This window comes from Arthrobacter oryzae (assembly GCF_030718995.1).
In the GTDB taxonomy this organism is placed as follows: Bacteria; Actinomycetota; Actinomycetes; order Actinomycetales; family Micrococcaceae; genus Arthrobacter; species Arthrobacter oryzae_C.
In genome coordinates, this window is the sequence record NZ_CP132204.1 from 2,396,189 (window position 1) to 2,422,135 (window position 25,947).

Here is a 25,947-nt window from a genome sequence, read left to right on the forward strand (position 1 = left end):
TTCTACTTTGCCGGGATCGTGTACCGACGGAAAAAAAGTTCTTGACAAATAAAATTGTCGGTAACGATACTTAAACCATGTTGGACATCGAAGTGATCGAGGACCCGGCGGCGGCGGAAGCCTCCCTGGATCCCATCCGGACCCGCATCCTTCGGGAGCTTGCGGAGCCGGGCTCGGCCACGCAGCTCGCCGCGAAAGTGGGGCTGCCTCGGCAGAAGGTGAACTACCACCTCAAGGCTCTGGAGCGGCACGGCCTGGTGGAGCTTGTCGAGGAGCGCCGCAAAGGAAACGTCACGGAGCGCGTGCTGCAGGCCACCGCGGCGTCCTACCTCATTTCGCCCGTTGCCCTGGCGTCCGTGGCACCCGATCCGCACCGGTTTGCCGACCGGTTCTCGGCTTTCTGGCTGCTCGCGCTCGCCGGACGCATGGTCCAGGAAGTGGGGAAGCTCATCGCCGGGGCGGCCGCCGCGCGGCAGAAACTCGCCACCTTCGCGATCGACGGCGAAATCACCTTCCGCACGGCCGCGGACCGCGCTGCCTTCGCCGAAGAGCTCGGCGTTGCGGTCACCCGGCTCGTGGACAAGTACCACAACGACGGCGGGACGGCCGGGCGGAAGCACCGGCTCGTCGTCGCGCTTCACCCGGCACTCAAGGAACCACACAAAACCACCCCGCGCGGGGACAAGGAACAGGAGCAGGACAATGACTGACAACCGGAAATTCGAGATTGTTTACGACACCGAGCTGCCCGGTACTCCGGAGCGGGTCTGGGAGGCCGTCACCAAGGGCACCCCCGGCTGGATGTTCCCCACTGACCAGTGGCCGGATGTGAAAACCGTCGAGGAGTACCCGCAGCACCTCGTGTCGCGGATGGAGGGGCCGGACGGCCGGTTCAACCAGTTGGAGCATGTCCTGGAGCCGCTCGAGGGCGGGCGTGCCAGGCTGCACTACGTGCACAGCGGCATCTTCGCCGACAACTGGGACGAGCAGTATGACGGCGCCAGCAAGCACACGGAGTTCTACCTCCACACCCTGGGCCAGTACCTGCAGTACTTCGACGGCCGGCCCGTGGTGTTTACTGACATCCAGGGTCCCGCGGCTTCGCAGGTGCCGGACGGCTTCGTGCGGCTGAAGAAGGCGCTCGGCGTAGACATCGCGTCGCAGGGGGACACCTTTGATGTGGAGCTCGACGGCGTGGGGCGGCTGAGCGGCCAGGTGGACTTCTCCAACGAGAACTTCCTGGGCCTGCGGACCGCCGATGCCATGTACAGGTTCTTCGGCCGTAACGTCTTTGGCGCCCCGGTGGGCATGACCGTCCACGACTTCAGTGGTGGCGGGGACACCGAAGCCACGGCCAGGGCCTGGGGCGAATACCTCGGGAAGGTCTACGCGTAGGACCCGGCGACGCGCAAAGCGGCTGGCGACGCGCAAATTACCTGGCGCCCCTGGAATACCAGGGGCGCCAGGTAATTTGCGCGTCATGGGAGGTCCCCGCGCGTCAGGGGCAGCGCTAGGCGATGGCGACGGCGGGCGTGTGCCGGAGGCTGCGCCGGAGCTGGGGTGCGGCGTCGAGCTTTTCCTGGGCCGAGCGAAGGGCGAGCACTGCCGTCTCCAGTTGCTCGGGCGGCAGCGTGAAGGGGATGCGCAGGTAGTGTTCGAAGGCTCCGCCCACGCCGAACCGGGGGCCGGCCGCCAGCCTGACCCCGAAGTCCGGGCCGATGACGGTCAGTGCGGTGCTGATCGGAGCGGGGAGCCGGCACCACACGCTTAGGCCGCCGTCGGGCCGTTCCGCCTGCCAGCCGGGGAGGATGCGGCCGATCAGTTCAAGCAGCGCAGCACGGTTTTCGCGAAGGGCCGCCAGCCGGGCGGGAAGCGGCTCGTCGAGCGACCGGACCAGGTGTGCCGCCGCCAGCTGTTCCACCACGGCCCCGCCGAGGTCCATGGTGGTGCGGGTTGCGGAGAAGCGCTGAATTAGTGCGCTGCCTGCCCGGATCCACCCCGTGCGCAGGCCTGCCCAGTGCGACTTGCTCAGTGAGCCGATGGTGACCACCGCAGGACTGAAGGCGGCCAGCGGGGCCGTGCGCACGTCGTCGAGGTTCAGTTCGCGCAGCGTTTCGTCCACCACCAGCACCGTTCCTGCAGCGGACGCGGCCTGGACCAGCCGGCGCCGCTGGGGGTCGGTCATCAGCCGGCCGGTGGGGTTGTGGAAGTCGGGCACGACGTACGCCATCTTGGGGCGCTGCTGGGCCATGGCAGCTTCCAGTCCGGGCATGTCCCAGCCTGATCCGTGGGGGAGGGCTACCGGAACCGTGCGGGCTCCGCTGGCCCGGATGGCATCAAGTGCGTGCGGGTACGTGGGGTGGTCCACGAGTACCTTGTCCTGCCGGCCAGCCAGGGTGCGGAGCACGATGTTCAGGGCGTGCTGCGCGCCGGATGTCACCAGGATCTGGTCCGCCGTGGTGGGGACGCCGGCTGCCGTGTACCGCGCAGCGATCGCCTCGCGGAGGGGAGGAATGCCGATGGCGTCGTAACCGAAACCCGGAAGCAGCGCAGGGAGCTCGGTCAGTGCGGCGGCGAACGCTCGGTGCACCACCTCGCCGCTGGCCGGCAGGGACGCGTAGGCGAGGTCGAGCAGGCCCGGCGGCGGCGCCAGTCCCGGGGCGCCGGCCAGGGAGTTCGGGCTGATCAGCTCGGCGGCACCCGGCCCGGCTGCGCCCCCGGGCAGATGGCGGGGAATGCAGGTCCGGCCGCGGCTGCCCTGCCGGCTGCTGAGGAAACCCTGCTCCCGCAGTTCGGCATAGGCGGCCGTCACGGTGGTCCGGCTGACGCCAAGTGTGGCCGCCAGGGCCCGTTCGCTGGGCAGCGCGGTGTCCAGCGGGACGCGGCCGTCCAGGATGAGGAGGCGCACGACGTCGGCCAGCTCGCGGTACGCGGGCGCCGCGCCGAGGTTCCACCGGCCGAGGAGGCGTGCCAGTGCAGTGGGATTCAGGGAGCCGGACATGTAGCCAGTATCTCAAACTGGATATGGATTACAAGGCCAGTTTCAGCGGAGGATGGTTCCCATGATGACCCGCAGACTCCTTCAACTGTTCACCGGCCTGGCCATGTACGGCATCTCGCTGGCCATGTTCATCCGGGCCGGCCTCGGCCTCGACCCCTGGGATGTGTTCCACCAGGGCGTGGCCGGGAAGACCGGGCTCACCATCGGAGCGGTGGTGGTCATCGTCAGTTTCCTCGTCCTGCTTCTGTGGATTCCGCTGCGGCAGTGGCCCGGGTTCGGCACCTTGTGCAACGCCGTGCTGGTGGGCGTCTTCGCGGACATCGGCCTGGCGCTGATCCCGGAGTTCGCGCATCTCGGCGGCCAGATCGGGATGCTGGCCGGGGCGGTGCTGCTGAACGGGATCGCGTCGGCCTGCTACATCGGCGCACGCTTCGGCCCCGGCGCCCGCGACGGACTGATGACCGGGCTGGCTCGCCGGACCGGCTGGTCGGTGCGGACGTCCCGGACGGGAATCGAGATCGTGGTCCTGGCCGCCGGCTGGCTGCTCGGTGGATCGGTGGGCGTGGGAACCGTGGTCTACGCCCTGGCCATCGGACCGCTGGTGCAGCTGCTGCTGCCGTGGTTCACCGTGCCGGAGGCCGCGCGCGCGCCGGCACCCGGAGCAGGGGCGGGTCAGGCGGTTCCGGCCGGCAGCGGCTGGCAGGTGGGACAGAAGTAAATGTCCCGTTCCTCGGTGCCGGCAGCCTTGGCGAGCACGCCCCGGCGGATGGGCGTGCCGCATTTGAGGCACGGCTGGTGCTCGCGCCTATATACCCAGTATCCAGGCCTTCCGGCCATCCGGCCGACAGGCATTCCCCGCGGGTTGAGCACGGTGGTGCGCCGGCCAGGCCCCAGGTTGGCCTCCAGCAACTGCTTGGCGGTGGCCATCATGGCGGGCAGGTCCGTTACGTCAGCAACGGGCGCCGCGGGATGGATGCCGGACAGGAAACAGACCTCGCAGCGGTAGATGTTGCCGATGCCGGCGAGGTTGCGTTGGTCCAGCAGGGCCACGCCGATGGGAACGTCCGGCGCCGCACGCAGCCGCCGTTCAGCCTCCGCCACGTCCCAGTCCGGCCCCAGGAGATCCGGCCCGAGATGGCCGACGACGGAATCCTCGTCCGCGGTGCGGACTACTTCCAGGATTCCGAGGGAGAAGCCGACGGCGTCTGCCGTGGCCGTGCGCAGCACGCACCGGGCCGTGAAACCCGGTTTCCGCCAGCGGCCGCCGGGCGGGTAGACCTGCCAGGCCCCTTCCATTTTCAGGTGCGAATGAATGGTCAGCCGTTCGTCCGCCGGGCCTTGGAGCCGCATGAGCAGGTGCTTGCCGCGCGGAACCACTTCGTCGACTGTCCAACCCGCCAGCTTGAGGGTGGCGAACCGGGGCACACGGAAGTCGGAGGCCGTGAGCTGGTGTCCGGCCAGGGCGGCGTGCAGCTGCGCTGCCGCCCGCCAGACGGAATCACCTTCAGGCACGGATCCTCAGTCCTTTCGGAGTCGAATAGGCGCCGGCGTGGGTCAGGGCGGCGGCTGCCGGAGTGTCCAGGATGCCGTGGCCGTTGACTTTCTCCATGATCAGCTTGTCCACAGCGCCGCGTTTGACCACTCCCACCAGGGCTGCTGCTGCGGCGGCCAGCACCTCCGGGGCGTCGTCGAAGGCGAGCAGCGTCTTCCCGCCGCGTTCCACGTAGAGGGCCAGGGCGCCGTCGACCATCACCACCAGTGCCCCGGCCTTCCTGCCGGGCCGGTGGCCACTGCCTGCTTCGACGCTGAGCGCCGGCCACGGCAGCGCCGCGCCGTAAGGGTTGGCGGGGTCGGTGGCCGCAAGCGCCAGGGCAACCGGCTCCGGCTTGGCCAGCTGGGAATCCTCCGAATAGGACCGCAGCCGGTCCACCGTGGCCGGAACGGCAAACTGGGCAGCGCCCAGGTGTTCGATGAAGTAGCCGCGGCGGCACCGCCCGGCCTCTTCCAGCCTGGCCAGGACCTTGTACATCAGGCCGAATCCGCCCAGGATGTTCTCGGCCATGACGGAGCCGCGGGTGACCACGCCGTACCGGTCCAGGAGGAGTTCCGCTGTGGCACGGGCGTGGATGGTCGGATCCAGTTCCGGCGACGGCAGGGCGGACCAGCGGCCGGCCGCCAGCGGCGGAGTGGGGGCTGCCCCGGTGGCCGACCCGTAGCGCCCGCCGGTCAGTCCGGCAGATCCCAGCAGGCCCGTGCCGTGGGCGCGGCCCAGCCGGCTCATCCGGGGTGCGCGTGCCCGCGGAGCCCGGGCCACCTGCCGGTGTGCTGTGTGGCCGCCGGCGATCATGGCCCGGACGGGAGCGAACGTATCGCCGGTGATCCGGCCGGCCCACGCCAGGTCCCAAAGGGCCGCCACCACATCCTGGTCGCTCAGCACCGAGTCCATGCCGCCCGCGATGTCGGTCAGCTGGCGGAAGAAGTAGCCGCCGCCATTGTTCTGCAGGTGCTCCAAAAGCCGCCGCTGGGCGTCTCCCGGCTCGTAGTCCGGCGCGGGGTTCAGCGTGAGGTCGGCCGAGTCCGCGAGGTGCAGGCTCACCCAGCCGTCATTGCCCGGCAGGGCACCGGCACCGGACCAGAGGACCTCGCCGGCGGCCATCAGCTCATCCAGCATGGCGGGCTGGTAGTCGCTGACGCGGCTGGCGAGGATGAGGGGTTCCCACGCTGACGCCGGAACAGGCACACCCGAGAGCTGGTCGACGGCGGTGATGATGCCGTCCAGCCCGCGCAGGGCGGACTGGCCACGGCTCTTTCCGGGTGTCCGGACGTTCTGCCAGGCGGGCAGGAACCGCCCGTAGGCCGCCGCGTCCACGGGCTCGACTTCCGCCCGGAGGGCGGCCAGTGACCGGCGGCGGAGCTTCCGCAGGACCTCGGCGTCGCACCATTCACTGGTGCCGGCGAGGGCCGTGACCGAAACCGCAGGCTGTGCCTGGGGCTCTGCGGCGCCCGGTTCCGCGGCGTCGGGGGAGGGGGCCTCCCGGGGCGGCGGGGCGTGCGGGCGGAACTCGCCTTCCACCACGCGGCCGTCCGCGGCGAGCCGCTTGAGCGCCGTGCTAACGACGGCGACGCCGAGTCCCAGCCGGGCAGCGGCTTCCGTTGCGGTGAAGGGCCCGTGGGTGCGGGCGTAGCGGGAGACGAGGTCGCCAAGGGGGTCTGCCACAGGCTCGATGAACGCCAGCGGCACCCCCATGGGCAGCGGCACCCCGATGGCGTCCCGCAGGCGGGCAGCGTCCTCCACCGCCGCAAACCGCTCGACGCCGCCGATGTTGACCCGGAGTGCGCGGTTGGCCCGCTGCAACGCGGCGAGGTGGGCAGCCGCGTCCGCTACGGTCGCTTCCGCGGACTCGGCCGCAGCCGACTCGGCCCCGGCGGTTCCGGCGGGCTCCACCGCCGCGGGCTCCGCCACCGGGGCGGCGGGTTCCAGGCGCGCGGCAACTTCCTCGGGCGTCAGCGGGCCGAGGAGGCGCAGCAGGTCAGCGACGCCCTCCATGCCGCGGACCCGGCGGTCCGGAGCCAGCCGCTGCAGTTCGCGCTCGGTGGCTTCGATGACCTTGGCGTCCAGCAGTTCGCGGAGCTCCACGCGGCCCAACAGCTCATTGAGCAGGGTTGAATCCAGGGCAAGTGCGGCGGCCCGGCGCTCCGCAAGCGGGGAATCGCCCTCGTAGAGGAACTGAGCGACGTAGCCGAACAACAGGGACTTCGCGAACGGGGAGGGCTGCTGGGTGGTGGTCTGCAGGATCCGCAGCTCACGCCGCTCAATCGACGCTGCAATGTCCTTCAGCGCCGGGAGGTCGTAGACGTCCTGCAGGCATTCGCGGACGGTTTCCAGCACGATGGGAAAAGTGGGGTACTTCCTGGCCACGTCCAGAAGCTGGGCGGACCGCTGGCGCTGCTGCCACAGGGGCTGCCGCTTGCCCGGGTTCTGCCGGGGCAGCAGGAGGGCCCGGGCGGCGCACTCCCGGAAGCGCGAGGCGAAGAGGGCGCTGCCGCCCACCTCCGCCGTCACGATCTGCTCCAGTTCTTCTGGTTCGAAGAGGAACAGTTCGGCACCCGGCGGCTCGTCCTCCATCATGGGTACGCGCAGCACAATGCCGTCGTCGGCGGCCATCGCGGAACCGTCCATCCCGTAGCGCTGGTGCAGGCGCTGCCCCACGGCCAGGGCCCAGGGCGCGTGCACCGGCATGCCGAACGGGCTGTGCAGGACCACCCGCCAGTCACCCAGCTCGTCATGGAACCGTTCCACCACCAAGGTGGTATCGCTGGGGACCACTTCGGTGGCGAGCCGCTGTTCGGCGAGGTACTGGATCAGGTTGTTGGCGGCGAAATCGTCGAGACCGCTGGCCTTGCACCGCTCCGTGGCAGGGCCGACGTCGGACGCTGAAAGTTCGCGCACGAACGCGCCCAGGGCGCGGCCCAGGTCCACCGGCCGGCCCAGCGAGTCACCCTTCCAGAAGGGGAGCTTGCCCGGCTGGCCGAAGGCCGGGGACACCAGCACGCGGTCGTGCGTGATGTCCTCGATCTTCCAGCTGGTCGCACCCAGGGCGAAGACGTCCCCTACGCGGGATTCGTAGACCATCTCCTCGTCGAGTTCGCCCACCCGCCGCCCGCCCCTGGCGGCCGAGGCGCCCGGGCTGGCAGCCTTGCCCTCGGTGGAAGGCGACGCCGAGCCTTCCACTTCGGTGCCGATGATGTAGACGCCGAAGAGACCGCGGTCCGGAATGGTGCCGCCGGACGTCACGGCCAGCCGCTGCGCACCGGGGCGGCCTTCGATGGTGCCTGCGTTGCGGTCCCAGATGATCCTCGGGCGGAGTTCGGCGAATTCGTCGGACGGGTAGTGGCCGGCCAGGAGGTCCAGCGTGGCCTCGAACGCGGAGCGGGGGAGGGAGGCGAACGGCGCGGACCGGCGGACTGTGGAGAACCATTCCTCGACGTCGATGGAGCCCAGTGCGGTGGCGGCCACGGTCTGCTGCGCCAGGATGTCCAACGGGTTGGCGGGCACGCTGAGCCGTTCGATTTTGCCGCCCAGCATGCGTTCCACGGTGATGGCGGTGTGCACGAGGTCTGCACGGTGCTTGGGGAAGAGGACGCCCTGGGACACCTCGCCCACCTGGTGCCCGGCGCGGCCCACCCGCTGCAGGCCGCTGGCCACGGAGGGCGGCGACTCAACCTGGACCACCAGGTCCACCGCGCCCATGTCGATGCCAAGCTCCAGCGAGGACGTGGCCACAACACACCGCAGCCGGCCCGATTTGAGGTCGTCCTCGATCAGTGCCCGCTGGTCCTTCGACACGGAACCGTGGTGCGCCCGCGCCAGCACCGGGTCGGCACCGGCGGTGCTGCCTGCCTGGGCCATCATGTGCGCCGGTGTTGCCGTGGACGTCGGAGTGCCGCCCGCCGGTCCGCCGGCAGTCACCGCTTCGAAGTCCGGCGCCCCGGCGCCAAACTCGCCCCAGCCGCCTCCCGCGGCCACCAGCTGGCGTTCGGCATAGATTTCATTAAGGCGCGCAGTCAGGCGTTCGGCGAGGCGGCGCGAATTTGCGAACACGATGGTGGACTGGTTGGCCAGTACCAGGTCCACAATTTTCTCCTCCACATGCGGCCAGATGGACGCCTGCGGCTGCAGCCCCGAAGCAGGGCCGGAGTCGAAGGCGCCTGCTGCCCCCTGCAGATCGGACATGTCCTCGACCGGCACGGAAACCGTCAGGTCCCAGTTCTTCTTTGACGGCGGGGCCACGATTTCCACCGGGGCGGAACCGGCCAGGAACTGGGCCACAAGTTCCCGCGGTTCCACCGTGGCTGACAGGCCGATCCGCTGCGCTGGTTTGGGCAGGAGCGCGTCCAGCCGTTCCAGTGAGACGGCCAGGTGCGCGCCGCGCTTCGTTCCGGCGACGGCATGGACCTCATCCACGATGATGGTGTCCACCTCGGCCAGCGTTTCCCGCGCCCGGGACGTGAGCATGAGGAACAGGGATTCCGGCGTGGTGATGAGGATGTCCGGCGGGTGGCTGAGCAGCGCGCGGCGGTCCGCCGTCGTCGTATCCCCGGACCGGACGCCCACAGTGATCAGAGGGGCGGGCAGGCCCAGCCGTTTTGCTGTCTGGGTGATGCCGATGAGCGGCGCGCGGAGGTTGCGTTCGACGTCGACGCCAAGCGCCTTCAGCGGCGAAATGTACAGGACGCGCGTTTTCCGCTTGGGCGCCTTCGGTTTCCTGCCTTTGGCCGTATCAGGGTCCAGGCCGGGAAGTGCCTCAGGCTCGGAAGGATCGGCGGACTGGAGCCTGTCGAGCGCCCACAGGAAGGCCGCGAGGGTTTTGCCGGAGCCGGTGGGGGCGACCACCAGCGCGTGGGAGCCGGACGAAATGGCGTTCCAGGCGCCGTTCTGGGCGGGGGTGGGCGCGGAAAACGCGCCGAGGAACCACTCGCGGGTGGACTGGCTGAACCGGTCCATGGTCGGCGCGGCAGAAGGCCCGCCCGCCAGCGTCCCCGACGGTGCCTTGCCTGACGGCGTGCCGCCGGACGGTGTCTTATCCGACGCGCCGCCGGCGGGCTCCTTCCCCTGCATTCCTCCATCATGCCCTACGCCACTGACACGATTGGCGGCGCCCCTGGCGCTGCCGGCGGGTTCATGCCGGGCCGCTGCCGGGTCAGTCAATCTGCCGCAGATCGCGCGTGGCCGGCCCTTCCAGCACCGTCCCGTCGCTGCTGAAGCGGGAGCCGTGGAGCGGGCAGTCCCAGGATTTTTCGCTGTCGTTCCAGCGCACGATGCCGCCGAGGTGGGTGCAGACGGCGGACAGTGTGCAGCGGACGCCGTCCACCGTGGACACTGCCACAGGCTTCCGGCCGCGGCGGGACACAATGCCCGCACCTTCCGGGGGTTGCTCCCGGGCCTCATCCATGCGCTTGAGCCCCACCTGTCCCCAGTCCCTGGCCGCCGTAGCCGCAACAGCCGCATTGAGTGAGGCGGCGGACGCGGCTCCGGCAGGGGAGGTGACGCGGTGGTGGATGGTCTCTGCCCAGGGAAGCCGCGTGCCGAGGATATTAGCGGTGACATCCAGCGCGGCGGCCACGGAGTTGGTCATGCCCCACTTGTTGTAGCCGGTGGCGAAATAGACCCGCCCCCGCCCTCGAGGCAGCCTGCCGAAGAACGGCATCAGGTTGGTGGCCTGGTAGTCCTGGGCGGACCACGAGTGGGTGAGGCTGGCCCCAGGGAATTGTGCCGTTGTCCAGGCGATCAGGGTGTCGAGGTAGGCCTGTGTTGATCTGGCCCTGCCCACCGGGTGCCCGTTGCCGCCCACCAGGAGCAGCCGCCGGCCGTCGGCGGGGTAGTCGCGCAGGGACCGGACCGGCTGCTCAACGGATAGGAACATGCCGTCCGGGACGGCGGTTGTTCCGGGCAGTTCGAACGCCGCCGCATAGGAGCGCAGCGGCTTGAGCTTGGCGAAGTAGAGGCCCCGGTCCAGGACCGGTGTGCCCGTGGCCAGTACGACGTTCCGTGCCCGCACCGGCCCATGATCTGTCTGGATCCCCACGGGTCCGGAGCCCTGTGGTCCCCGGAGCCCGATCAGCCGCACCCCCGAAACGATGCGGCCGCCGTGCGAGCGGACGTCGTCCACCAGGGAATCGATGACTTCCAGGGGATGGATCTGGGCCTGCCCGCCGAGGCGGATCGCACCTTTGACGGGAAACGGCAGCCCGGGATCGTGCACGTACTCCGCAGCAAGCCCCGTGGCCTGTGCCGCGGCCAACTCCCGTCGGAGTACTTCGGTTCCCTGCGGGGAGGTGGCGTAGGAATAGGCATCCCGGTGCTGGAACGGCACGCCCCGGTTTGCCAGGTACCGGAGCAGCCAGGCCTGTCCCTCGCGGTTCATCTCGACGTAGGCAGCCACCACTTTTTCCGAGTACTGCCGCCGCAGCGCCTGCAGCACTGTGCCCTGCAGGAGGGAGACCTTCGCCGTGGTGTTGCCGGTTGTCACGGCGCCCGGGCTCCTGGCTTCGACAACCAGCACGGTCTGGCCGGAGCGGGCCAGGAGCAGTGCAGCCACCAGCCCGGTCAATCCGGCCCCTGCCACCACGGTGTCGAAGGTGCCGTGGGGAGTGAACTGGTCGCTGTGGAAGGCGTGGTTGCGGTCCAACCAGAGCGAGGTCATGGTCCTGCCTGCCTTTCCCCGATCCCGCGGGTCCCAGCCCCGCGCTCTCCGTTTCCGGGAGTCAGCGGCGGGACACCAAGGGAGTTGCTAAGTAGACTTATCATGTCATGAGCAGCGTGACCGGGGAACAGGAGCGGCACCATGAAAACAACCGAGGCCGCCAGCGCCGCATACGGCTTTCGGAAGAACGTCCAGAAATCGTCACTCCTGGTGGGGGTGGCGCTGTTCGTTCTCGGACTGCTGGGGTTTATTCCGGGCGCCACCGCGAACTACGGCTCGCTGGCATTCGCCGGCCACGGATCAGAGGCGATGCTCCTCGGCGTCTTCCAGGTGTCCGTGCTGCACAACCTCATCCACCTGCTGTCCGGGGTTGCCGGCGTACTTATGTCACGGCGTCCGTTGTCCGCCCGGAACTTCCTCATCGGTGCCGGGGTTTCCTACATGGTTCTGTGGACCCTCGGGCAGTTCCTGGCGCAGGACTCGCCCGTGAACATCCTCCCCGTGAACAGCGCAGACAACTGGCTTCACCTCATTCTGGGCATGGCAATGATCGGGTTCGGTGTGGCGTTCTCCCGCGATGCGCCCGCCAAGTTGCGGGAATCCCGGGTCTAAGGGCCTACCGGTCCAGAGTTCCTAGCGGGTGTGGAACGCGCCAATGGTCAGGAGCTCGATCGAGTCGTCGGTGCAGGCCGTGCGGGGCACAGCGAGGAACAGCGATGCGGTCTCCTCCGGCGGGTACACCCGGTAGCCGGCGGCCTGCGCGGTGGCGCAGTCCGGGTAGTTGCCCGCCTGCGTGTAGCGCATGTCCGCGGCTCCCGCCTGGCCGGGGGCAAGCAGCACGTCCGCGACGGGCGAGGCGCCGTCCTGCCGGGCCGGAGCGCCGAGGGGCTCACCGTTGGCGTCCGCGGTGAGCGAGACGCCCGGGAAGCCGCGCAGCAGGCAGGGTTCGGCGCCGGAGTTGGTGAGGATGAGCTGGGAATAGACGCTGCCGGCGGCGCCCCCGCCGGTGGCGTCCTGCGACACCGTCAGGTTGGCGGCCTTGCAGCGTGACGGACCGGCGGGCGCAGCGGACTGCGACGACGGCGGCGCGCTGGTTGGCGACTGGCTGGCGGGTGCGGAGGAGGCGGCTGTGGTGGTGGTAAGTGTGGCCGGTCCGGGAGTTCCCTGGGACTGCGGCTGGCTGGGACCGCAGGCGGTGAGCAGGAGGGCGGCGGCCGCGACCGCCGTCGTGATGGCAAATCCGTTTTTAGTTGGCTGAGACCTCATGGCTCAACCTTCACGCCCGCGGTTGCCTGAGTCAACGATGCCACGACCGCTGCCGCGGATTGATGCCCGGATTGTAATTTCCGGGCATCAATCCGGAGCACTACTTCCGGGGATCCGAAGCGTTGCCGGGAGCCGGGGCTTCGGCGGGCGTCCGGTTCCGGCTGCGCATCAGCGCGGCCCCGCCCAGGGCAAGTCCGCCGACGCCGGCCACGAGGCCTGCCCAGCTTCGCGCCTGTGCGCCGTCGTCGGACACGGAGCCGTTAACGGAGGAGGCCTGCGCAGTGCCGGCGGTTTCCGCTGCTGTATCGGTCGTTGACGCGTGGCTGCCGTGCCCGTCAGCGGCTGCGGCCGTGACGGTGAGCGACGGTGCCGGGGCCTTGAGGGAATGCGGGTCCTGGCCGTCCTTGGCGATCTCCGACCAGTCCGTCTGCCCCTGCTCGCAGTTTTGCAGGGTGGGGAAATGGAGGGTCTTGCCGGCGGTGTCGGGCAGCTTGACGGAGAGCACCAGGGCGTCGCGGAGTTCGGGCTTCAGCGGTGCCTTGGCAGTGTAGACGATCTGGCTGGTCCGCTTGGTGATGGTTGCGCCGTCCGCCAGCTTCTTCGGTTCCGGCAGCTGTTCCACGACCTTCTCCACGGTCCAGTTCGGGTTCACCGTGGGCTGGGCGTCGTTGAGTTCCCCGGGCAGCGTGATGGTCACTTTGGTGGTGCCGTAATCGTCGCAGCCATGCGGGATGCCGAAGGTGAGCAGCGCGTAGGCGTTGGCGTCGGTTTTGTCCGGGGTGACGCCCACGTGCGCGGAAGCGGCGGTGACGCCGGCGAGCATGAGGGCTGCGGTGCCGCCGGCCACCGCGGTTGCGGAGATGGCGCGGCGGAAGGACATGGGTGAGGACTTTTTCAAAGGAGGGCCTTTCAAGGGTGCACGTCGCGCAGGGGCGGTGCACAAAACAAGGGGGTGGTGTCCGGCTCCGGGCGGAGGCATGCCGGCAAGGGCGGGTCAGCTCGGGCGGGGCCGAGAAGGTGTCAGGAAAGTACGACGGCGGCGGGCGGGCCGCGCAGGCAGTCGGCCCTGAGGTTGCGCCAGGGCAGGGGAGCGGAATCCGCCGGCCAGCCGGCGGCGGCAGGCGCCGCCACGGCGTCGGGCATTGCCACTTCGGGGAGTTGCGCGAGGGGCCGGAGCCAGGCGGCGAGTGACCAGAGTGCTGCCTCGCCCTTGGCCAGCAACAGGGCGCACGAGAGGGTGGCCAGGGCATGTCCGGCCAACATCAGGCCTGCGGCCCAGGCGGAATCGAACAGGTGCAGGTGGACGGCCGCGCTGCCTCCGCCGTCCAGCGGGCCGCCGGTGAACGGCACGCCTGTCAGCGGGGCGAAGGCGGGGTGGTGCCCCGGGTACTGCCCGGCATCGACGGGCTGTCCCGGTCCGGCGGGCGGGCTGAAGGCGCTGAAAGCCTCGTGGAGGACCAGTTGGCCGGTGCCCAGGAGCGCAGCCATGGCGGCGAAGTTCAGTTTGAGCCGGGTGGCGGCAGTCGCTGCCATGCCGGTCAGCGCCAGGACGGCAGCCATGATACCGGGCGCCGGCAGTTCGCCGCCGCCAACGACGTGGGCTGCCGCTGCCAGCGTCACGATCATCGCGGCGACCATGGCCGCGCGGAGGGAATGGAAAGGAGCCCGGGCGTGATGGGTGCGCACGGAGTCCTCCCTCGGGATCGGTTCGTTGCCGGCTTGGTTCCGCGCGACCCTGCCAAAGCGTCGGTGGCCTAAGGCGGGGTGGCGGATCCCTGTAATTCTAACCGGGGAGCAGGGCCGGTCCGGCTAGTCCGTTTCGGGCCCGGAGCAGTAGTGGCAGTCATCCTCACAATGGGTGGAGCCATCCTGGTCCCAGCCTGCAGTGCTGGCCGCCAATTCATTCTGCGAAGTCACGTATGGTCCCCGTTGCCGTTCCTGAAGCCTGGTTGATTCCCGGTGCCGGCGGTAGGTAGTCAACGCCGACAGTGTTCATCTAAGCCGCCGGGCGTGAAAGCGCTCAATGGATGAAGGGCCGAGGGGAGACGGACAGGATTGTGCAAGCGCCCAGCTTCCCCCTATGCGGCACCCGGAGGCCGCCCTAGACTGCTGGCGTACGCTGCCACTATCCCCAGGAGAAGACCATGGACTATTCAGGTACGGGTAATGAGAAAGCCGTTGCGGCCAGCGAGCTCAACAGGACGCACATCGGGCACACCGTGAGCTTCCAGCCGGATGAATTCACGCTGGTGTTCGGCCGGATCGGGGCGATTGCGCGCAAGGAAGGCGGAGTGACCATCGCACTCGACGGCGTTGACGGAACGGCCGGCCTGCAGTCGCACTACAGCCTGCCGCCGGCGCAGAACGTCTACGTCCAGCCGGACATGCTCACCAACACGGAGTCCACCATCAAGGACCTCTTCGGGAAGGTCCAGGACAACCTGCGCGGCCATAAGGGAGACCAGCGTCCGGACGCTCCCTAACCCGGACGCTCCCTAACCCGGACGGACCCTAGCCCGGCGGTTTAGCGCACGCCAGTCACCAGCCGGGCCCGGGTTTCCGTCGGTAACGGAACCCGGGCCCGGCCAGCGGACGGCTGCCGCGGGAGCGGTCAGGCGATGGCCTGATCGGCGATGTCCAGGACGTCGTCGAGGATTGCCAGGCCGGCCTCGATGTCCTGCACGCTGGTGTTGCACGGCGGGACCACGTGGATCCGGTTGAAGTTGGCGAACGGCAGCAGGCCCTTGGATTTGCACGCCGCGACGATCTCGTTCATCACCGGGCTGGAGCCGCCATAGGGTGCCAGCGGCTCCCGCGTGCTCCGGTCCCTGACGAGCTCGATGGCCCAGAACACGCCGGTTCCCCGGACCTCCCCCACTGAGGGGTGCCGTTCGGCGAAGCCGGCCAGTGCAGGACCGATGACGGTTTCGCCCAGGAACGCGGCATGTTCCACGATGCCCTCGCGTTCCATGGTGTTGATCGTGGCGACGGCGGCTGCCGTGGCCAGCGGGTGTCCGGAGTACGTGAGGCCGCCGGGGTACGCGCGCTTCCCGAAGGTCGCGGCGATTTCGGGGCTGATGGCCACACCGCCGAGCGGGACGTAGCCGGAGTTGACGCCTTTGGCGAAGGTCAGCAGATCCGGAATGACGTCGAAGTGCTCGACCGCGAACCACTTGCCGGTGCGTCCGAAACCGGCCATGACCTCGTCCGCGATGAACACAATGCCGTACTTTGTGCACAGATCCCGGACGCCTTGCAGGTAGCCGGGCGGCGGCATGTAGATGCCGGCGGTCCCTGGAACGGATTCCAGGATCAGCGCCGCGATAGTGGCGGGCCCCTCCAAGCTGATCAGCTGCTCGAGGTGCTCCAGCGCGCGCTGGCTTTCCTCCTCTTGCGTGGTCGAGTGGAACGCCGTGCGGTAGAGGTAGGGCGGGAAGAAGTGGACGGTGCCCGTGCTGGCGGTGTCGCTGGGCCAGCGGCGGGGGTCGCCGGTGAGGTTGATAGCGAGCTGGGTGCCGCCGTGGTAAGAGCGGTAGGCGGAGAGGACCTTGTGGCGGCCGGTGTGGAGCCGGGCCATGCGGACGGCGTGTTCGTTGGCGTCCGCGCCGCCGTTGGTGAAGAATATCCGGTCCAGTTCCCCGGGCGTGCGTTCGGCGATGAGCCGGGCCGCTTCGGACCGGGCGTCATTGGCGTAGCTCGGGGCAATGGTGCACAGCTTTGCTGCCTGCGCCGCGATGGCGGCGACGACGGCGGGGTGCTGGTGCCCGATGTTGGTGTTGACCAGTTGGGAGGAGAAGTCGAGGTACTTGTTGCCGTCGCCGTCCCACACGTGCGAGCCCTCGGCCGCGGTGATGACCATCGGATCCAGGAGGTCCTGGGCGGACCAGGAGTGGAAGACGTGCTTGCGGTCCAGTTTGTAGGCGCGGCGGGCCGACCCGGCATCATCGGACAGGGGCAGGACGCCGCTTTCAATCGTGGAAGTCATGACTGTTCCTTTCGAAGGAGCGCCGGTCAGGCGTTCTGCGGGAAGCCGAGGTTGATGCCGCCGTGGCTGGGATCGAGCCAGCGGGACGTGACGGCCTTGCCGCGGGTGAAGAAGCCGACGCCCTCGGTGCCGTGGGCGTGGGTGTCGCCGAACAGTGAGTTCTTCCAGCCGCCGAACGAGTAGTAGGCCATCGGGACCGGGACAGGGACGTTGATGCCCACCATGCCCACCTCCACTTCGTTCTCGAAGCGGCGGGCCGCGCCGCCGTCGTTCGTGAAGATCGCGGTGCCGTTGCCGTACGGGTTGCTGTTGATCAGCTCGAGGGCCTGGTCATAGGTGTCCACCCGGACCACGGAAAGGACCGGGCCGAAGATCTCGTCCTGGTAGATGGACATGTCAGTGGTGACGTTGTCAAAGAGGGTGGGACCTACGAAGAAGCCTTCGCCTTCGGCGTCCGGGGAGATGGTGCGGCCGTCCACGACGATCGTGGCGCCGGCCGCTTCGCCGGCATCCACGTAGCCGGCAACCTTGTCCCGGTGCTGGGCAGTGACCAGCGGACCCATGTCACAGCCGCGCAGGCCGTCGCCGGTGCGCAGCGAATTGGCGCGCTGGGCAATCTTGGCCACGAGGTCGTCCGCGATGTCGCCCACGGCAAGAAGCGCCGAGATCGCCATGCAGCGCTCGCCGGCGGAACCGAAGCCGGCGTTGACCGCAGCGTCCGCCGCGAGGTCCAGGTCGGCGTCGGGCAGCACGATCATGTGGTTCTTGGCGCCGCCGAGGGCCTGGACCCGCTTACCGTGGGCAGTGGCTGTCTGGTAGACGTACTTGGCGATCGGCGTGGAACCGACGAAGGAAACGGCCTTCACGTCAGGGTGGGTGAGGAGGGCGTCCACGGCCACCTTGTCGCCGTGTAGGACGTTGAAGACGCCGTCCGGCAGCCCGGCTTCCTTCCACAGTTCGGCCATCCAGTTGACGGCCGTCGGGTCCTTTTCGCTCGGCTTGATGATGACGGTGTTGCCGGCGGCGATGGCGAGGGGGAAGAACCACATGGGGACCATGGCCGGGAAGTTGAACGGGCTGATGATGGCCACCGGGCCGAGGGCCTGCCGGACGGAGTGGACATCCACCTTCGTGGAGGCGTTTTCCGTGTAGCTGCCCTTGAGCAGGTGCGGGATGCCGCAGGCGAACTCGACCACTTCCTGGCCTCGGGTCACTTCGCCCAGGGCATCGTCGAGGACCTTCCCGTGTTCCGAAGTGATAATCGCGGCCAGCTCGTCCTTGCGGGAGTTGAGCAGCTCCCGGAACGCGAAGAGGACCTGCGTGCGGCGGGCGAGGGACGTGTCGCGCCAGGCCGGGAAGGCGGCTTTCGCGGCGGCGATGGCGGCGTTGCTGTCCTCGGTGCTGGCCAGTGCCACCTGCGCGGTGACTTTTCCGGTGGCCGGGTTGGTGACGGGCGCGGTGCGCTCGCCGACCGGGACGTAGCTGCCGTTGATCCAGTGCTCGACGATGTTCAAGGAATCTCCTCAGGTGGTGGCTTGTGGTCGCTTCATGCGTTGCGTCCAGTCTGTCGCCGGCCGACGGCCGCCATAAGGGGCGATGTGTAAAGGAAAACGTGACCGCCGTTACACTATGTAAATGCTGCCAACCCTCCGCACGATTCTGGGCCTCCCCGTGCTTCGCGCTGCCTCGCCGCAGATCCTCGGCGGCGCAGCCGGCCTCGATGCACCGGTGCGCTGGGTCCACGTCAGCGAGTTGCTGGACATTTCCAGCCTCCTCTCCGGCGGTGAACTGGTGCTTACCACCGGACTGGAGCTGGAGAAGGAGCCGGACGCCACGGCGTCGTTCATCCGTTCCCTGGAGGAGTCCTCGGCCGCCGGGCTGATCGTGGAACTGGTGGGGGAGCGGGGCCGCAGCCTGGCGGCGCTGCAGGCGGCGGCGAAGTCATGCACGCTGCCCGTGACCGTGGTGCAGCGGCGGGTGCGCTTTGTCGAGGTCACCGAGGTGGTGCACCGGATGATCGTGGCGGAGCAGCTCGAACGCGTGGAACGCGCCCGCGATGTCCACGAGGCGTTCACGGTCCTCAGCCTGGAGAGCGCAGGCACGGAGCGGGTGGTGGAGCAGGCTGCCGGGATGATCGGAGCGCCGGTGGTGCTGGAGGACCTGTCCCACCTGGTCCTCGCCTATTCGGCGCAGGGCCTTGCCACCACAGAGCTGCTGCATGACTGGGAGCGCCGTTCCCGGACCACGCCCTCGTCTGGGAGAACGGTGCGCACCGGGCCGGAGAACTGGCTGCAGGTTCCGGTGGGTGTCCGGGAGCAGCTGTGGGGACGGCTGGTCCTTCCGGTAACCCCGGACGACGAGGAGACCGCGGCCATGGTGCTTGAGCGCGCGGCACAGACCCTCGCCATCAACCGGCTCGCCGAACGGGACCGGCGGGAGCTCGGCCAGCAGGCCCAGGCCGGGCTGCTCAACGCGCTGCGGCACCCGCGGGGGCTCAGCGAAGCGGAAGCCCTGGCGCGCGCCGGCGCCCTGGGGCTGAAACGTTCGCCGCTCTATGTGCCGATCGTCTACCGCATGGGCGCGTCCGCGCCGGCTGCAGCAACATCCGATGCCGCACCGTCCCGCGATCCGCTCGCCGGCCAGCAGGAGGAACGCGCCCTCCTGGAATTACTGTCCAAGGTGGTCAAGTCCACGGCGGGCAGCGCGCTGACCGCCAGCATCCAGTCCGGGTCGGTGGGCATGATCCTCGCCCTCCCGGCGAAGCAGCTTGAGGACGCCACCCTGCAGCGGCTGGCGGACGCGCTGGCGGTGCAGGCGCGTGACGGTGGTCCGCAAGCAGCAGACGACGACGGCGCCCGCCGGCGGGGGGCAGCGGCACCGCCCTGGACCATCGGCGTCGGACGCCTGCGGACGTCCCTGCTGGAGGCAGCGGCGGGTATTGATGAGGCTGCCCACGTCGCCGAAACGGCGGCGACGCTGCGGGGCACTAAACCGTTCTACCGGGCCACCGACGTCCGGCTGCGGGGGCTGCTGGCCCTCCTGCGCAATGATCCGCGCGTCCAGCAGTTCGTGGAGTCCGAACTGGAAAGCCTGCTGCAGGCCGAGGCCCGGGGGAGCGCCGGGCACCTGGACCTGCTGGGCCAATACCTCGAATCCGGCGGAAACAAGGCAGCACTCGCACGGAGCGGCTACCTGAGCAGACCCACGTTGTATGCCCGGCTTGCCCGGCTGGAGGAGCTCCTGGCTGTGGACCTTGATGACGCCGAATCCCGGACCTCGCTGCACGTCGCCCTCCTGCTGCACCGGCTCCGGATGCCGTGATCCCGGCGCCACCCGACCACTCCCGACACTTCCCGACCCCGAACGCGGCGCGTGCCGCAGAATGCGAACCTTGACGGATGGCTAAGCCCTTTACCCTGACCCAGCTGCGGTATTTTGCGGTGGTAGCGGAGCTCGAAAACATGACGGCGGCCGCGGACCGGTTGCTGGTGACCCAGTCCACCCTGTCCACGGCCATGGCCCAGCTTGAAGCGAGCCTGTCCACCCAGCTGTTCGTGCGCCTGCGGACCAAGGGGCTGCGGCTCACGCCGACCGGCCGGCAGCTTGCCCAGGACATCAAGGTGCTGCTGGAGAACGCGGATTCGCTCTACGAATCCGCCCGCGGCCTGGCTGCCAGCCTGGTGGGTGAGCTCAAGGTCGGCGTGTTTGCCCCGCTGGCGCCCTTCAGGCTGCCCGCGATCCTCCAGACGTTCGAGGTGCAGCACCCGGGCGTTGAAGTGTCCTTCCTGGAAGCCGACCTGGCCAGCCTGCAGACGGCCCTGCTTGAAGGCCACTGCGACGTGGCACTGACCTACGGCCTCGGCCTGGGGCGCGGCTTCACGCACCAGGTGCTGGAACGCGTTCCGCCGCACGTGCTGGTCCATGCCGAGCATCCTGCCGCGGCGCGGCCCGAGAAGACCATTTCACTCAAGGAACTCGACGGCGAACCCTCCGTGGTGTTGGACCTGCCGCACAGCCGGGAGTACTTCGAGCAGCTCTATGTCATTGCAGGCGTGGTGCCAAACGTCCGCCACCGCTTTGCCGGGTATGAGACCGTCCGGTCATTTGTGGCAAAGGGGCACGGATACGCATTGCTGAATCAGCGGCTCCACAGCGATATGACCTATTCCGGGGGCAAGGTGGTGGCGTTGACGCTGACGGATAATTTCCCGCCCATCGAGGTGATGCTGGTCCGCCCCGAGGGAGTGCAGCCAACCCGGCGGGCGCTGGCTTTCGAGGAAACCTGCCTCAGGCTCTATGGGGCGTCCCGCAACTGACCCTGCATGGCCGGATACGCCGCCTTCGCGCGGCTATATCTCGCGGCTTCATCCCGTGGCTTTGGCATTGGCAAAATCGATCGATCTCCCAAAAACAATCAATTGGACAGATGTGAACGGGATCACACACAGTTGATGCAACCGGGTGGATCCGGGGATCCCCCAGCGGCGAAAACCCCGCAAACACGGCTTTGGCCGAAACCCCAAAGCGAGCTGACCATGTTGATCAAAGGAGATTCAATGGTTCCGAATCACACACAATGTGTCCGAAGCATGTCCGGACCGGTGTATCGCAGCAACAGTGCGGCAATGTCCGCGGAAAATTCTTCAAACTCCCGTAACGCGGCATCGGGTACCGGAAACACGGCGAACCTAGCGTGGCTCTCATGACCATCAACGACATCAAGAACCAGCCGCAGCCGGCCGCGGAGCCGGGCCCCAACACATCCTCTGTGGGCCCCGCCGGCCCCGGCACTGCAACCCTCGAGAAGGACACCGCCCGCCTCGGAACCGGGCAGCCAGGCACCACCAAGATGCAGAAGCGCGTTCTGCTGGGCGGAAGCATCGGCCAGTTCATCGAGTTCTACGACTTCACCCTCTACGGCCTTACCGCCGTGATTTTCTCGCAGCTGTTCTTCCCCGGCAGCAACCCCGTCGCTGCCCTGCTGGCCACCTTCGCCACGTTCGGCGTCGCCTTCGTGGTCCGGCCCATCGGCGGCCTGTTCTTCGGCGCCCTCGGCGACAGGATCGGCCGCCGCCGCGTCCTGACCATTACCCTGGTTGCCATCGGCGGCGCCACCGCCCTGATGGGACTCCTGCCCACCTACGGCCAGATCGGCGCCTGGGCTCCTGCCCTGCTGGTGCTCTGCCGCCTCGTCCAGGGCTTCTCCGCCGGTGGCGAATCCGTGGGTGCGCCGTCCTTCGTCTTCGAGCACGCCCCGGTCAACAAGCGCGGATTCTGGCTCAACATCACCATCGCCGCCACCGCGCTGCCCTCCGTGGTTGCCGGCACCATGATCCTGGTCCTCAGCCAGTCGATGCCCAACGAAGCTTTCATGGCGTGGGGCTGGCGCCTGCCGTTCCTCCTCGCGCTGCCGCTGGCACTCTTCGGCGTCTGGATCCGCAGCCGCACGGTGGAAAGCGACTCGTTCAACGAAGCGAAGGCAGCACGGACCAAGGAATTCAGCCCTGTCCGCGAGGCCTTCCGCGAGAACCGCCTCCGCATGGTCCAGGTCATCTTTGTGATGGGCCTGACAGCCATGGGCTTCTACTTCCTCTCGGCCTACTTCGTCTCCTACGTGCAGACCACCGGCCACCTCAGCCGCGAACAATCGCTCATGGTGAACGCCGCAGCACTGGCCCTCTACGCCATCCTCCTTCCGATCGGCGGCCGCCTCGGGGACCGCTTCGGCCGCAAGCCGATGCTCATCGTCGGCTCCCTCGCCCTCGCCATTCTGTCCGTGCCGAGCTTCATGCTGGTGACCAGCGGCAGCCTGCCCCTGGCCCTGCTGGGACAGTCCCTGTTCGTGGTGGCGCTCTGCATCTACGGCGGCGGTTGCTACACCTTCTTCGTCGAGATCTTCACCACCCGCACCCGCTTTACCTCGGCAGCCATCAGCTACAACGGCGCCTACGCCCTCTTCGGCGGCACCGCACCGTTCATCGGCACCGCCCTCGTCGGAGGAACCGGAGTGCCGCACGCGCCGGGCTTCTACATGGCGGCCGCAGCCGTCGTCGTACTCCTCCTGGTGCTGTTCACCAAGGTGCCCGAAACCCGCGGACGCATGGGCTAAGCCCCACCCGCCCTCTTCACAGCAATACACAAAGGACTTCCCATGACTTCTGCAGCTTTCCTCTCCGACTTCCACCACGTGGCCAGCATCGGGGCCACGCCCAACAACGGCGTCGACCGCCAGGCGGCCACGGCCGAGGACGCCCTGACGCGCGACTGGTTCGCTGCCTGGGTGCACGACGCCGGGTGGGAACTGCGCGTGGACGGCATCGGCAACATGTTCGGGCTGGTGGAGTGGACGCCGGGTGCTCCCTACGTGCTGATCGGATCGCACCTGGACAGCCAGCCGCTGGGCGGCCGCTTCGACGGCGCCTACGGAGTGATCGCCGCACTGCACGCGGCACGCTGGCTGGCTGCGGAGGTTGCGGAGGGCGGTGCATCGCCCCGCTTCAACCTCGCGGTGGTGAACTGGTTCAACGAGGAGGGCGGCCGGTTCGCACCGAGCATCATGGGAAGTTCTGTTTTCGCCGGCCTGCTGGAGCGGGAGCGGATGCTCGACGTCCGGGACCTGCAGGGCGTCACGGTCCGCGAAGCCCTGGATGGCATCGGATACCTGGGTGCCGCCGAGGGACCGGACGTGGCGGGCTACGCGGAGATCCACATTGAACAGGGCCGGATCCTGGAGCGCGAGGGCATCAACATCGGCCTGGTGGACAGCAGCTGGTACACGCAGAAGCTGGACATCGAGGTGCTGGGGGAGCAGTCCCACACGGGTGCCACCGCCATGGCCGACAGGCACGACGCGCTGGTGGCGGCATCGAAGATCATCCTGATGGTGCACGACGTCACTGGCGACTTCGAGGACGAGGCCCTGGTTTCCTCCGTGGGCCAGCTGACCCTGGAACCGAACTCCCCGATCGTGGTGGCACGCAGGGTGCACCTCGTGGCGGACCTGCGCTCGGGCGACCCGGAGATCGTCCAGGCCGCCCGGGCCACCCTGCTGGAGAAGATCGAGGTCCTGGCCCGCGAACACGACATCAAGGTCAACGTAAAGGACTTCGACATCCGCCCCATCCGCCGCTTCCCTGAAGCCGGCCTCGAGCTGGCCGACAAGGTCGCAGCCAACCTGGGGCTGTCCACCCGGCGGATCCAGACCATGGCCGGCCACGACTCCGTCGCGATGAACACGGTGGCGCCATCCGTCATGTTGTTCATCCCCAGCGTGGACGGTGTCTCGCACTGCGAACGCGAGTTCACCACGGACGAGGACATGGTGGCCGGCGTAGACATGCTGACCGGTGTGGCGCGGGAGCTCGTTGGCGGAGCGCTGGCGTGACGGAGCTGCACTACCTTGACGCCACCACGGCCCTGCGGCTCTTCCGTACCAGGGAGCTCTCCCCGGTGGAGCTGATGGAAGCCGTGATTGCACGGACCGAAGCCGTCAACGGGGAAATCAATGCCCTGACGGAAACGCTCTTCGAGGAAGCCCTGCCCGCGGCCCGGCAAGCGGCCGCCAAGTACGCCCGCGGCCGGGACATTACACCGCTGCTGGGCTTGCCGGTGGCCGCCAAGGAAAAGCACGGGCTCAAGGGCCGGCGGCTTTCGCAGGGACTCATGTCCCGGAAGGACGAGCTGGCTGCGGAGGACCACCCGGTCATCGACCGGATCCGGCGTGCGGGCGGCATTATCCACGCCCGCACCACCACGCCCGAATACAGCTGCGCCACTGTCACCCACAGTCAGCTGTGGGGAGTCACCCGAAACCCGTGGAACCTGCAGTTGTCGCCCGGAGGATCCTCGGGCGGTTCGGGGGCCGCACTGGCCGCCGGGCTGGCGCCGCTGGCCACGGCCTCGGACATCGCCGGTTCAACCCGGCTGCCGGCGTCATTCACGGGAACGGTGGGCTACAAGGCGCCGTACGGGCGGATCCCCGGACTGGCGCCGCTGTCCGCCGACCACTACCGCGGCGACGGGCCCATGGCCCGGACCGTCGCGGACACCGCCCTGCTGGCCAACGTCATGGCGGGAAGGCATCCGGGGGACCACACGTCACTCGCGGACTCGCCCGGGATGGCGGTCCCGGGACGGGAAACGCCCGACGGCGGGACTTCCGTCGCGGAGTCCGTCGCCGGGATGCGAATCGCCTTGTGCATCCGCCTGGGGAACTATCCGGTGGCGCCCGACGTCGAGGCCAACACCCGCGCCGTGGCAGCCGCCTTGCGGGACGCAGGAGCTGTCATTGAGGAGGTCGGGCTGCCGTGGACCACGGAGTCCATCAGCCGCACGATGTTCACGCACTTCGGCTACCTGCTCGGCCCGGCCATGGAGGACGAAACCCAAGGGACAACGGAACTCCTGGCACCCTACACCCGCCGCTTTATGGCGGACGCCCGGCGGGCGGCTGCAGAAAACCGCTACCTGGACGGCATCCGCGCCGAGACGCGCCTGCAGGCTGAGCTGGCCGCCGCGATGGCCGGTTTTGATGCCCTGATCTGCCCCGCGTCCGCCGTCGCGGCCCTGGATGCGGACGGCATGTACCTTGAGGGGATCGACGCCGGCGGGCTGCAGCTCGAGCACTACTGGCAGGGGCATATGACAGCGCCGTTCAACATCGCCAACCGCTGCCCGGTGCTGGCTGTGCCCAGCGGCATGGCGGACTGCGGCATCCCCACCGGCGTGCAGGTCGTGGGGCACCCCTACGACGACGCCACGGTGTTCACAGTTGGTTCGGCCGTGGAGGCGTTGCGGCCCTGGGCGGCGAGACGGCCGGACATTCTGGCGATGGCGTAGCGGCTCAGTCGGGCACAGTTGAAGGGAATGACTCCCGGAGTGCTGCGAGCAGTTGGTCGAAGACCTCGTCCTCGCTGCCCATGCCGTCCACGCTCAGGAGGATCCCGCGCGCTGAGTACATCTCGGCCACCGGCGCGGTCTCGCGGTAGTACAGCTTCAAGCGGTGCCGGATAACATCCTCGGTATCGTCGCTGCGTCCGGTCAATGTGGCCCGCTGGAGGACGCGGCGGACGAGTTCAGTATCGTCCGCCGTCAATTGCAGTGCCACATCCAGGGACTGCCCTAAGGCGGTAAGCATCGCGTCCAGTTCAGCCAGCTGAGAGGTGTTGCGGGGATACCCGTCCAGCAGGAAACCGTCCCGCACGTCGTCCTGGTCCAAGCGGTCACGCACCATGCGGTTTGTCAGGCCGTCCGGGACGAGATCGCCCCCGTCCAGATGCGCCTTGACGTCCCGACCCAGCGGCGTCAGGTTCTTCACATGTTCGCGGAAAACATCTCCGGTGGACACCCCGGTGATGCCCAGGTGCCGTGACAGGCGGTCCGCCTGGGTACCTTTTCCGCAGCCCGGAGGACCAATAATCAGCATTCGCAGCATCGAGTCCACTCCTTGGTGCTGTTGAAGGGTGTCCCTCCATGGTGTCCGGCGGGACGCG

Annotated in this window: 20 protein-coding genes; 10 read left to right on the top strand and 10 right to left on the bottom strand. The window is 68.5% G+C overall.

Going from position 1 to position 25,947, the window contains the following annotated elements:
- Nucleotides 1-77: 77 nt before the first annotated feature.
- Nucleotides 78-710 (top strand): winged helix-turn-helix domain-containing protein, encoded by a 633-nt coding sequence (locus Q8Z05_RS11075; protein WP_305939703.1) that lies wholly within the window; start codon nucleotides 78-80, stop codon nucleotides 708-710.
- Nucleotides 703-1,395, top strand: a complete 693-nt coding sequence (locus Q8Z05_RS11080; RefSeq protein ID WP_305939704.1) for an SRPBCC family protein — start codon at nucleotides 703-705, stop codon at nucleotides 1,393-1,395. Before Q8Z05_RS11075 ends, Q8Z05_RS11080 begins: the two co-directional genes overlap by 8 nt.
- Before the next feature lie 115 nt (nucleotides 1,396-1,510).
- Here Q8Z05_RS11080 and yczR read toward each other — a convergent pair whose 3' ends face one another.
- Nucleotides 1,511-3,001, bottom strand: a complete 1,491-nt coding sequence (gene yczR / locus Q8Z05_RS11085; protein WP_305939705.1) for a MocR-like transcription factor YczR — start codon at nucleotides 2,999-3,001, stop codon at nucleotides 1,511-1,513.
- A 61-nt stretch (nucleotides 3,002-3,062) separates the two neighbouring features.
- Between yczR and yczE the strand changes: the two genes are divergently transcribed.
- A complete protein-coding gene (gene yczE / locus Q8Z05_RS11090) occupies nucleotides 3,063-3,719 on the top strand; it encodes a membrane protein YczE (protein ID WP_305939706.1) in 657 nt (218 codons plus the stop codon).
- Here yczE and Q8Z05_RS11095 read toward each other — a convergent pair.
- The 3 genes from Q8Z05_RS11095 to Q8Z05_RS11105 form a co-directional block, all read right to left on the bottom strand.
- Nucleotides 3,674-4,513 carry an Fpg/Nei family DNA glycosylase gene (locus Q8Z05_RS11095; protein ID WP_305939707.1) on the bottom strand — a complete coding sequence of 280 codons (840 nt, stop codon included), beginning with the start codon at nucleotides 4,511-4,513 and terminating at the stop codon, nucleotides 3,674-3,676. The genes yczE and Q8Z05_RS11095 overlap by 46 nt on opposite strands.
- Nucleotides 4,506-9,506 (bottom strand): ATP-dependent helicase, encoded by a 5,001-nt coding sequence (locus tag Q8Z05_RS11100; protein WP_305943540.1) that lies wholly within the window; start codon nucleotides 9,504-9,506, stop codon nucleotides 4,506-4,508. The genes Q8Z05_RS11095 and Q8Z05_RS11100 overlap by 8 nt, the downstream gene beginning before the upstream one ends.
- A gap of 196 nt (nucleotides 9,507-9,702) precedes the next feature.
- Nucleotides 9,703-11,205 carry an FAD-dependent oxidoreductase gene (locus Q8Z05_RS11105; RefSeq protein WP_305939708.1) on the bottom strand — a complete coding sequence of 501 codons (1,503 nt, stop codon included), beginning with the start codon at nucleotides 11,203-11,205 and terminating at the stop codon, nucleotides 9,703-9,705.
- Between the two features lie 141 nt (nucleotides 11,206-11,346).
- On the opposite strand from Q8Z05_RS11105, the gene Q8Z05_RS11110 reads away from it, so the two are divergent.
- Nucleotides 11,347-11,817 carry a DUF4383 domain-containing protein gene (locus Q8Z05_RS11110; protein ID WP_305939709.1) on the top strand — a complete coding sequence of 157 codons (471 nt, stop codon included), beginning with the start codon at nucleotides 11,347-11,349 and terminating at the stop codon, nucleotides 11,815-11,817.
- A 21-nt stretch (nucleotides 11,818-11,838) separates the two neighbouring features.
- Here the strand turns inward: Q8Z05_RS11110 and Q8Z05_RS11115 are convergent, their stop codons facing one another.
- The 3 genes from Q8Z05_RS11115 to Q8Z05_RS11125 all read right to left on the bottom strand — a co-directional run bounded on the left by Q8Z05_RS11115 (nucleotide 11,839) and on the right by Q8Z05_RS11125 (nucleotide 14,157).
- Nucleotides 11,839-12,471, bottom strand: a complete 633-nt coding sequence (locus Q8Z05_RS11115) for a DUF4232 domain-containing protein (protein ID WP_305939710.1) — start codon at nucleotides 12,469-12,471, stop codon at nucleotides 11,839-11,841.
- 100 nt (nucleotides 12,472-12,571) lie between these two features.
- Complete coding sequence (locus Q8Z05_RS11120) at nucleotides 12,572-13,351, bottom strand: YcnI family copper-binding membrane protein (RefSeq protein WP_305939711.1); 780 nt, start codon at nucleotides 13,349-13,351, stop codon at nucleotides 12,572-12,574.
- Nucleotides 13,352-13,491: 140 nt separating this feature from the next.
- On the bottom strand, nucleotides 13,492-14,157 hold the full coding sequence (locus Q8Z05_RS11125) for a hypothetical protein (RefSeq protein ID WP_305939712.1): 666 nt from the start codon (nucleotides 14,155-14,157) through the stop codon (nucleotides 13,492-13,494).
- A gap of 458 nt (nucleotides 14,158-14,615) precedes the next feature.
- Between Q8Z05_RS11125 and Q8Z05_RS11130 the strand changes: the two genes are divergently transcribed.
- The gene (locus Q8Z05_RS11130; protein WP_305939713.1) at nucleotides 14,616-14,954 is read left to right on the top strand and encodes a hypothetical protein; all 339 of its coding nucleotides are present in this window, start codon (nucleotides 14,616-14,618) and stop codon (nucleotides 14,952-14,954) included.
- A 128-nt stretch (nucleotides 14,955-15,082) separates the two neighbouring features.
- Here the strand turns inward: Q8Z05_RS11130 and Q8Z05_RS11135 are convergent, their stop codons facing one another.
- Together Q8Z05_RS11135 and Q8Z05_RS11140 are read right to left on the bottom strand one after the other, a co-directional pair.
- A complete protein-coding gene (locus Q8Z05_RS11135; protein WP_305939714.1) occupies nucleotides 15,083-16,456 on the bottom strand; it encodes an aspartate aminotransferase family protein in 1,374 nt (457 codons plus the stop codon).
- A gap of 26 nt (nucleotides 16,457-16,482) precedes the next feature.
- Nucleotides 16,483-17,970, bottom strand: coding sequence for a CoA-acylating methylmalonate-semialdehyde dehydrogenase (locus Q8Z05_RS11140; RefSeq protein ID WP_305939715.1), 1,488 nt, complete (start codon nucleotides 17,968-17,970; stop codon nucleotides 16,483-16,485).
- Nucleotides 17,971-18,091: 121 nt separating this feature from the next.
- On the opposite strand from Q8Z05_RS11140, the gene Q8Z05_RS11145 reads away from it, so the two are divergent.
- The 5 genes from Q8Z05_RS11145 (at nucleotide 18,092) to Q8Z05_RS11165 (ending at nucleotide 25,294) form a co-directional block, all read left to right on the top strand.
- Nucleotides 18,092-19,777 (top strand): PucR family transcriptional regulator, encoded by a 1,686-nt coding sequence (locus Q8Z05_RS11145; RefSeq protein WP_305939716.1) that lies wholly within the window; start codon nucleotides 18,092-18,094, stop codon nucleotides 19,775-19,777.
- A 77-nt stretch (nucleotides 19,778-19,854) separates the two neighbouring features.
- Nucleotides 19,855-20,772, top strand: coding sequence for a LysR family transcriptional regulator (locus Q8Z05_RS11150; protein WP_305939717.1), 918 nt, complete (start codon nucleotides 19,855-19,857; stop codon nucleotides 20,770-20,772).
- Between the two features lie 386 nt (nucleotides 20,773-21,158).
- Nucleotides 21,159-22,565, top strand: a complete 1,407-nt coding sequence (locus Q8Z05_RS11155; RefSeq protein ID WP_305939718.1) for an MFS transporter — start codon at nucleotides 21,159-21,161, stop codon at nucleotides 22,563-22,565.
- Between the two features lie 42 nt (nucleotides 22,566-22,607).
- Nucleotides 22,608-23,840 carry a M20 family metallo-hydrolase gene (locus Q8Z05_RS11160; protein ID WP_305939719.1) on the top strand — a complete coding sequence of 411 codons (1,233 nt, stop codon included), beginning with the start codon at nucleotides 22,608-22,610 and terminating at the stop codon, nucleotides 23,838-23,840.
- On the top strand, nucleotides 23,837-25,294 hold the full coding sequence (locus Q8Z05_RS11165; protein WP_305939720.1) for an amidase: 1,458 nt from the start codon (nucleotides 23,837-23,839) through the stop codon (nucleotides 25,292-25,294). The genes Q8Z05_RS11160 and Q8Z05_RS11165 overlap by 4 nt, the downstream gene beginning before the upstream one ends.
- A 4-nt stretch (nucleotides 25,295-25,298) precedes the next feature.
- On the opposite strand, the gene Q8Z05_RS11170 is transcribed toward Q8Z05_RS11165, so the two are convergent.
- Nucleotides 25,299-25,889, bottom strand: coding sequence for an adenylate kinase (locus Q8Z05_RS11170; RefSeq protein WP_305939721.1), 591 nt, complete (start codon nucleotides 25,887-25,889; stop codon nucleotides 25,299-25,301).
- Nucleotides 25,890-25,947 lie beyond the last annotated feature (58 nt).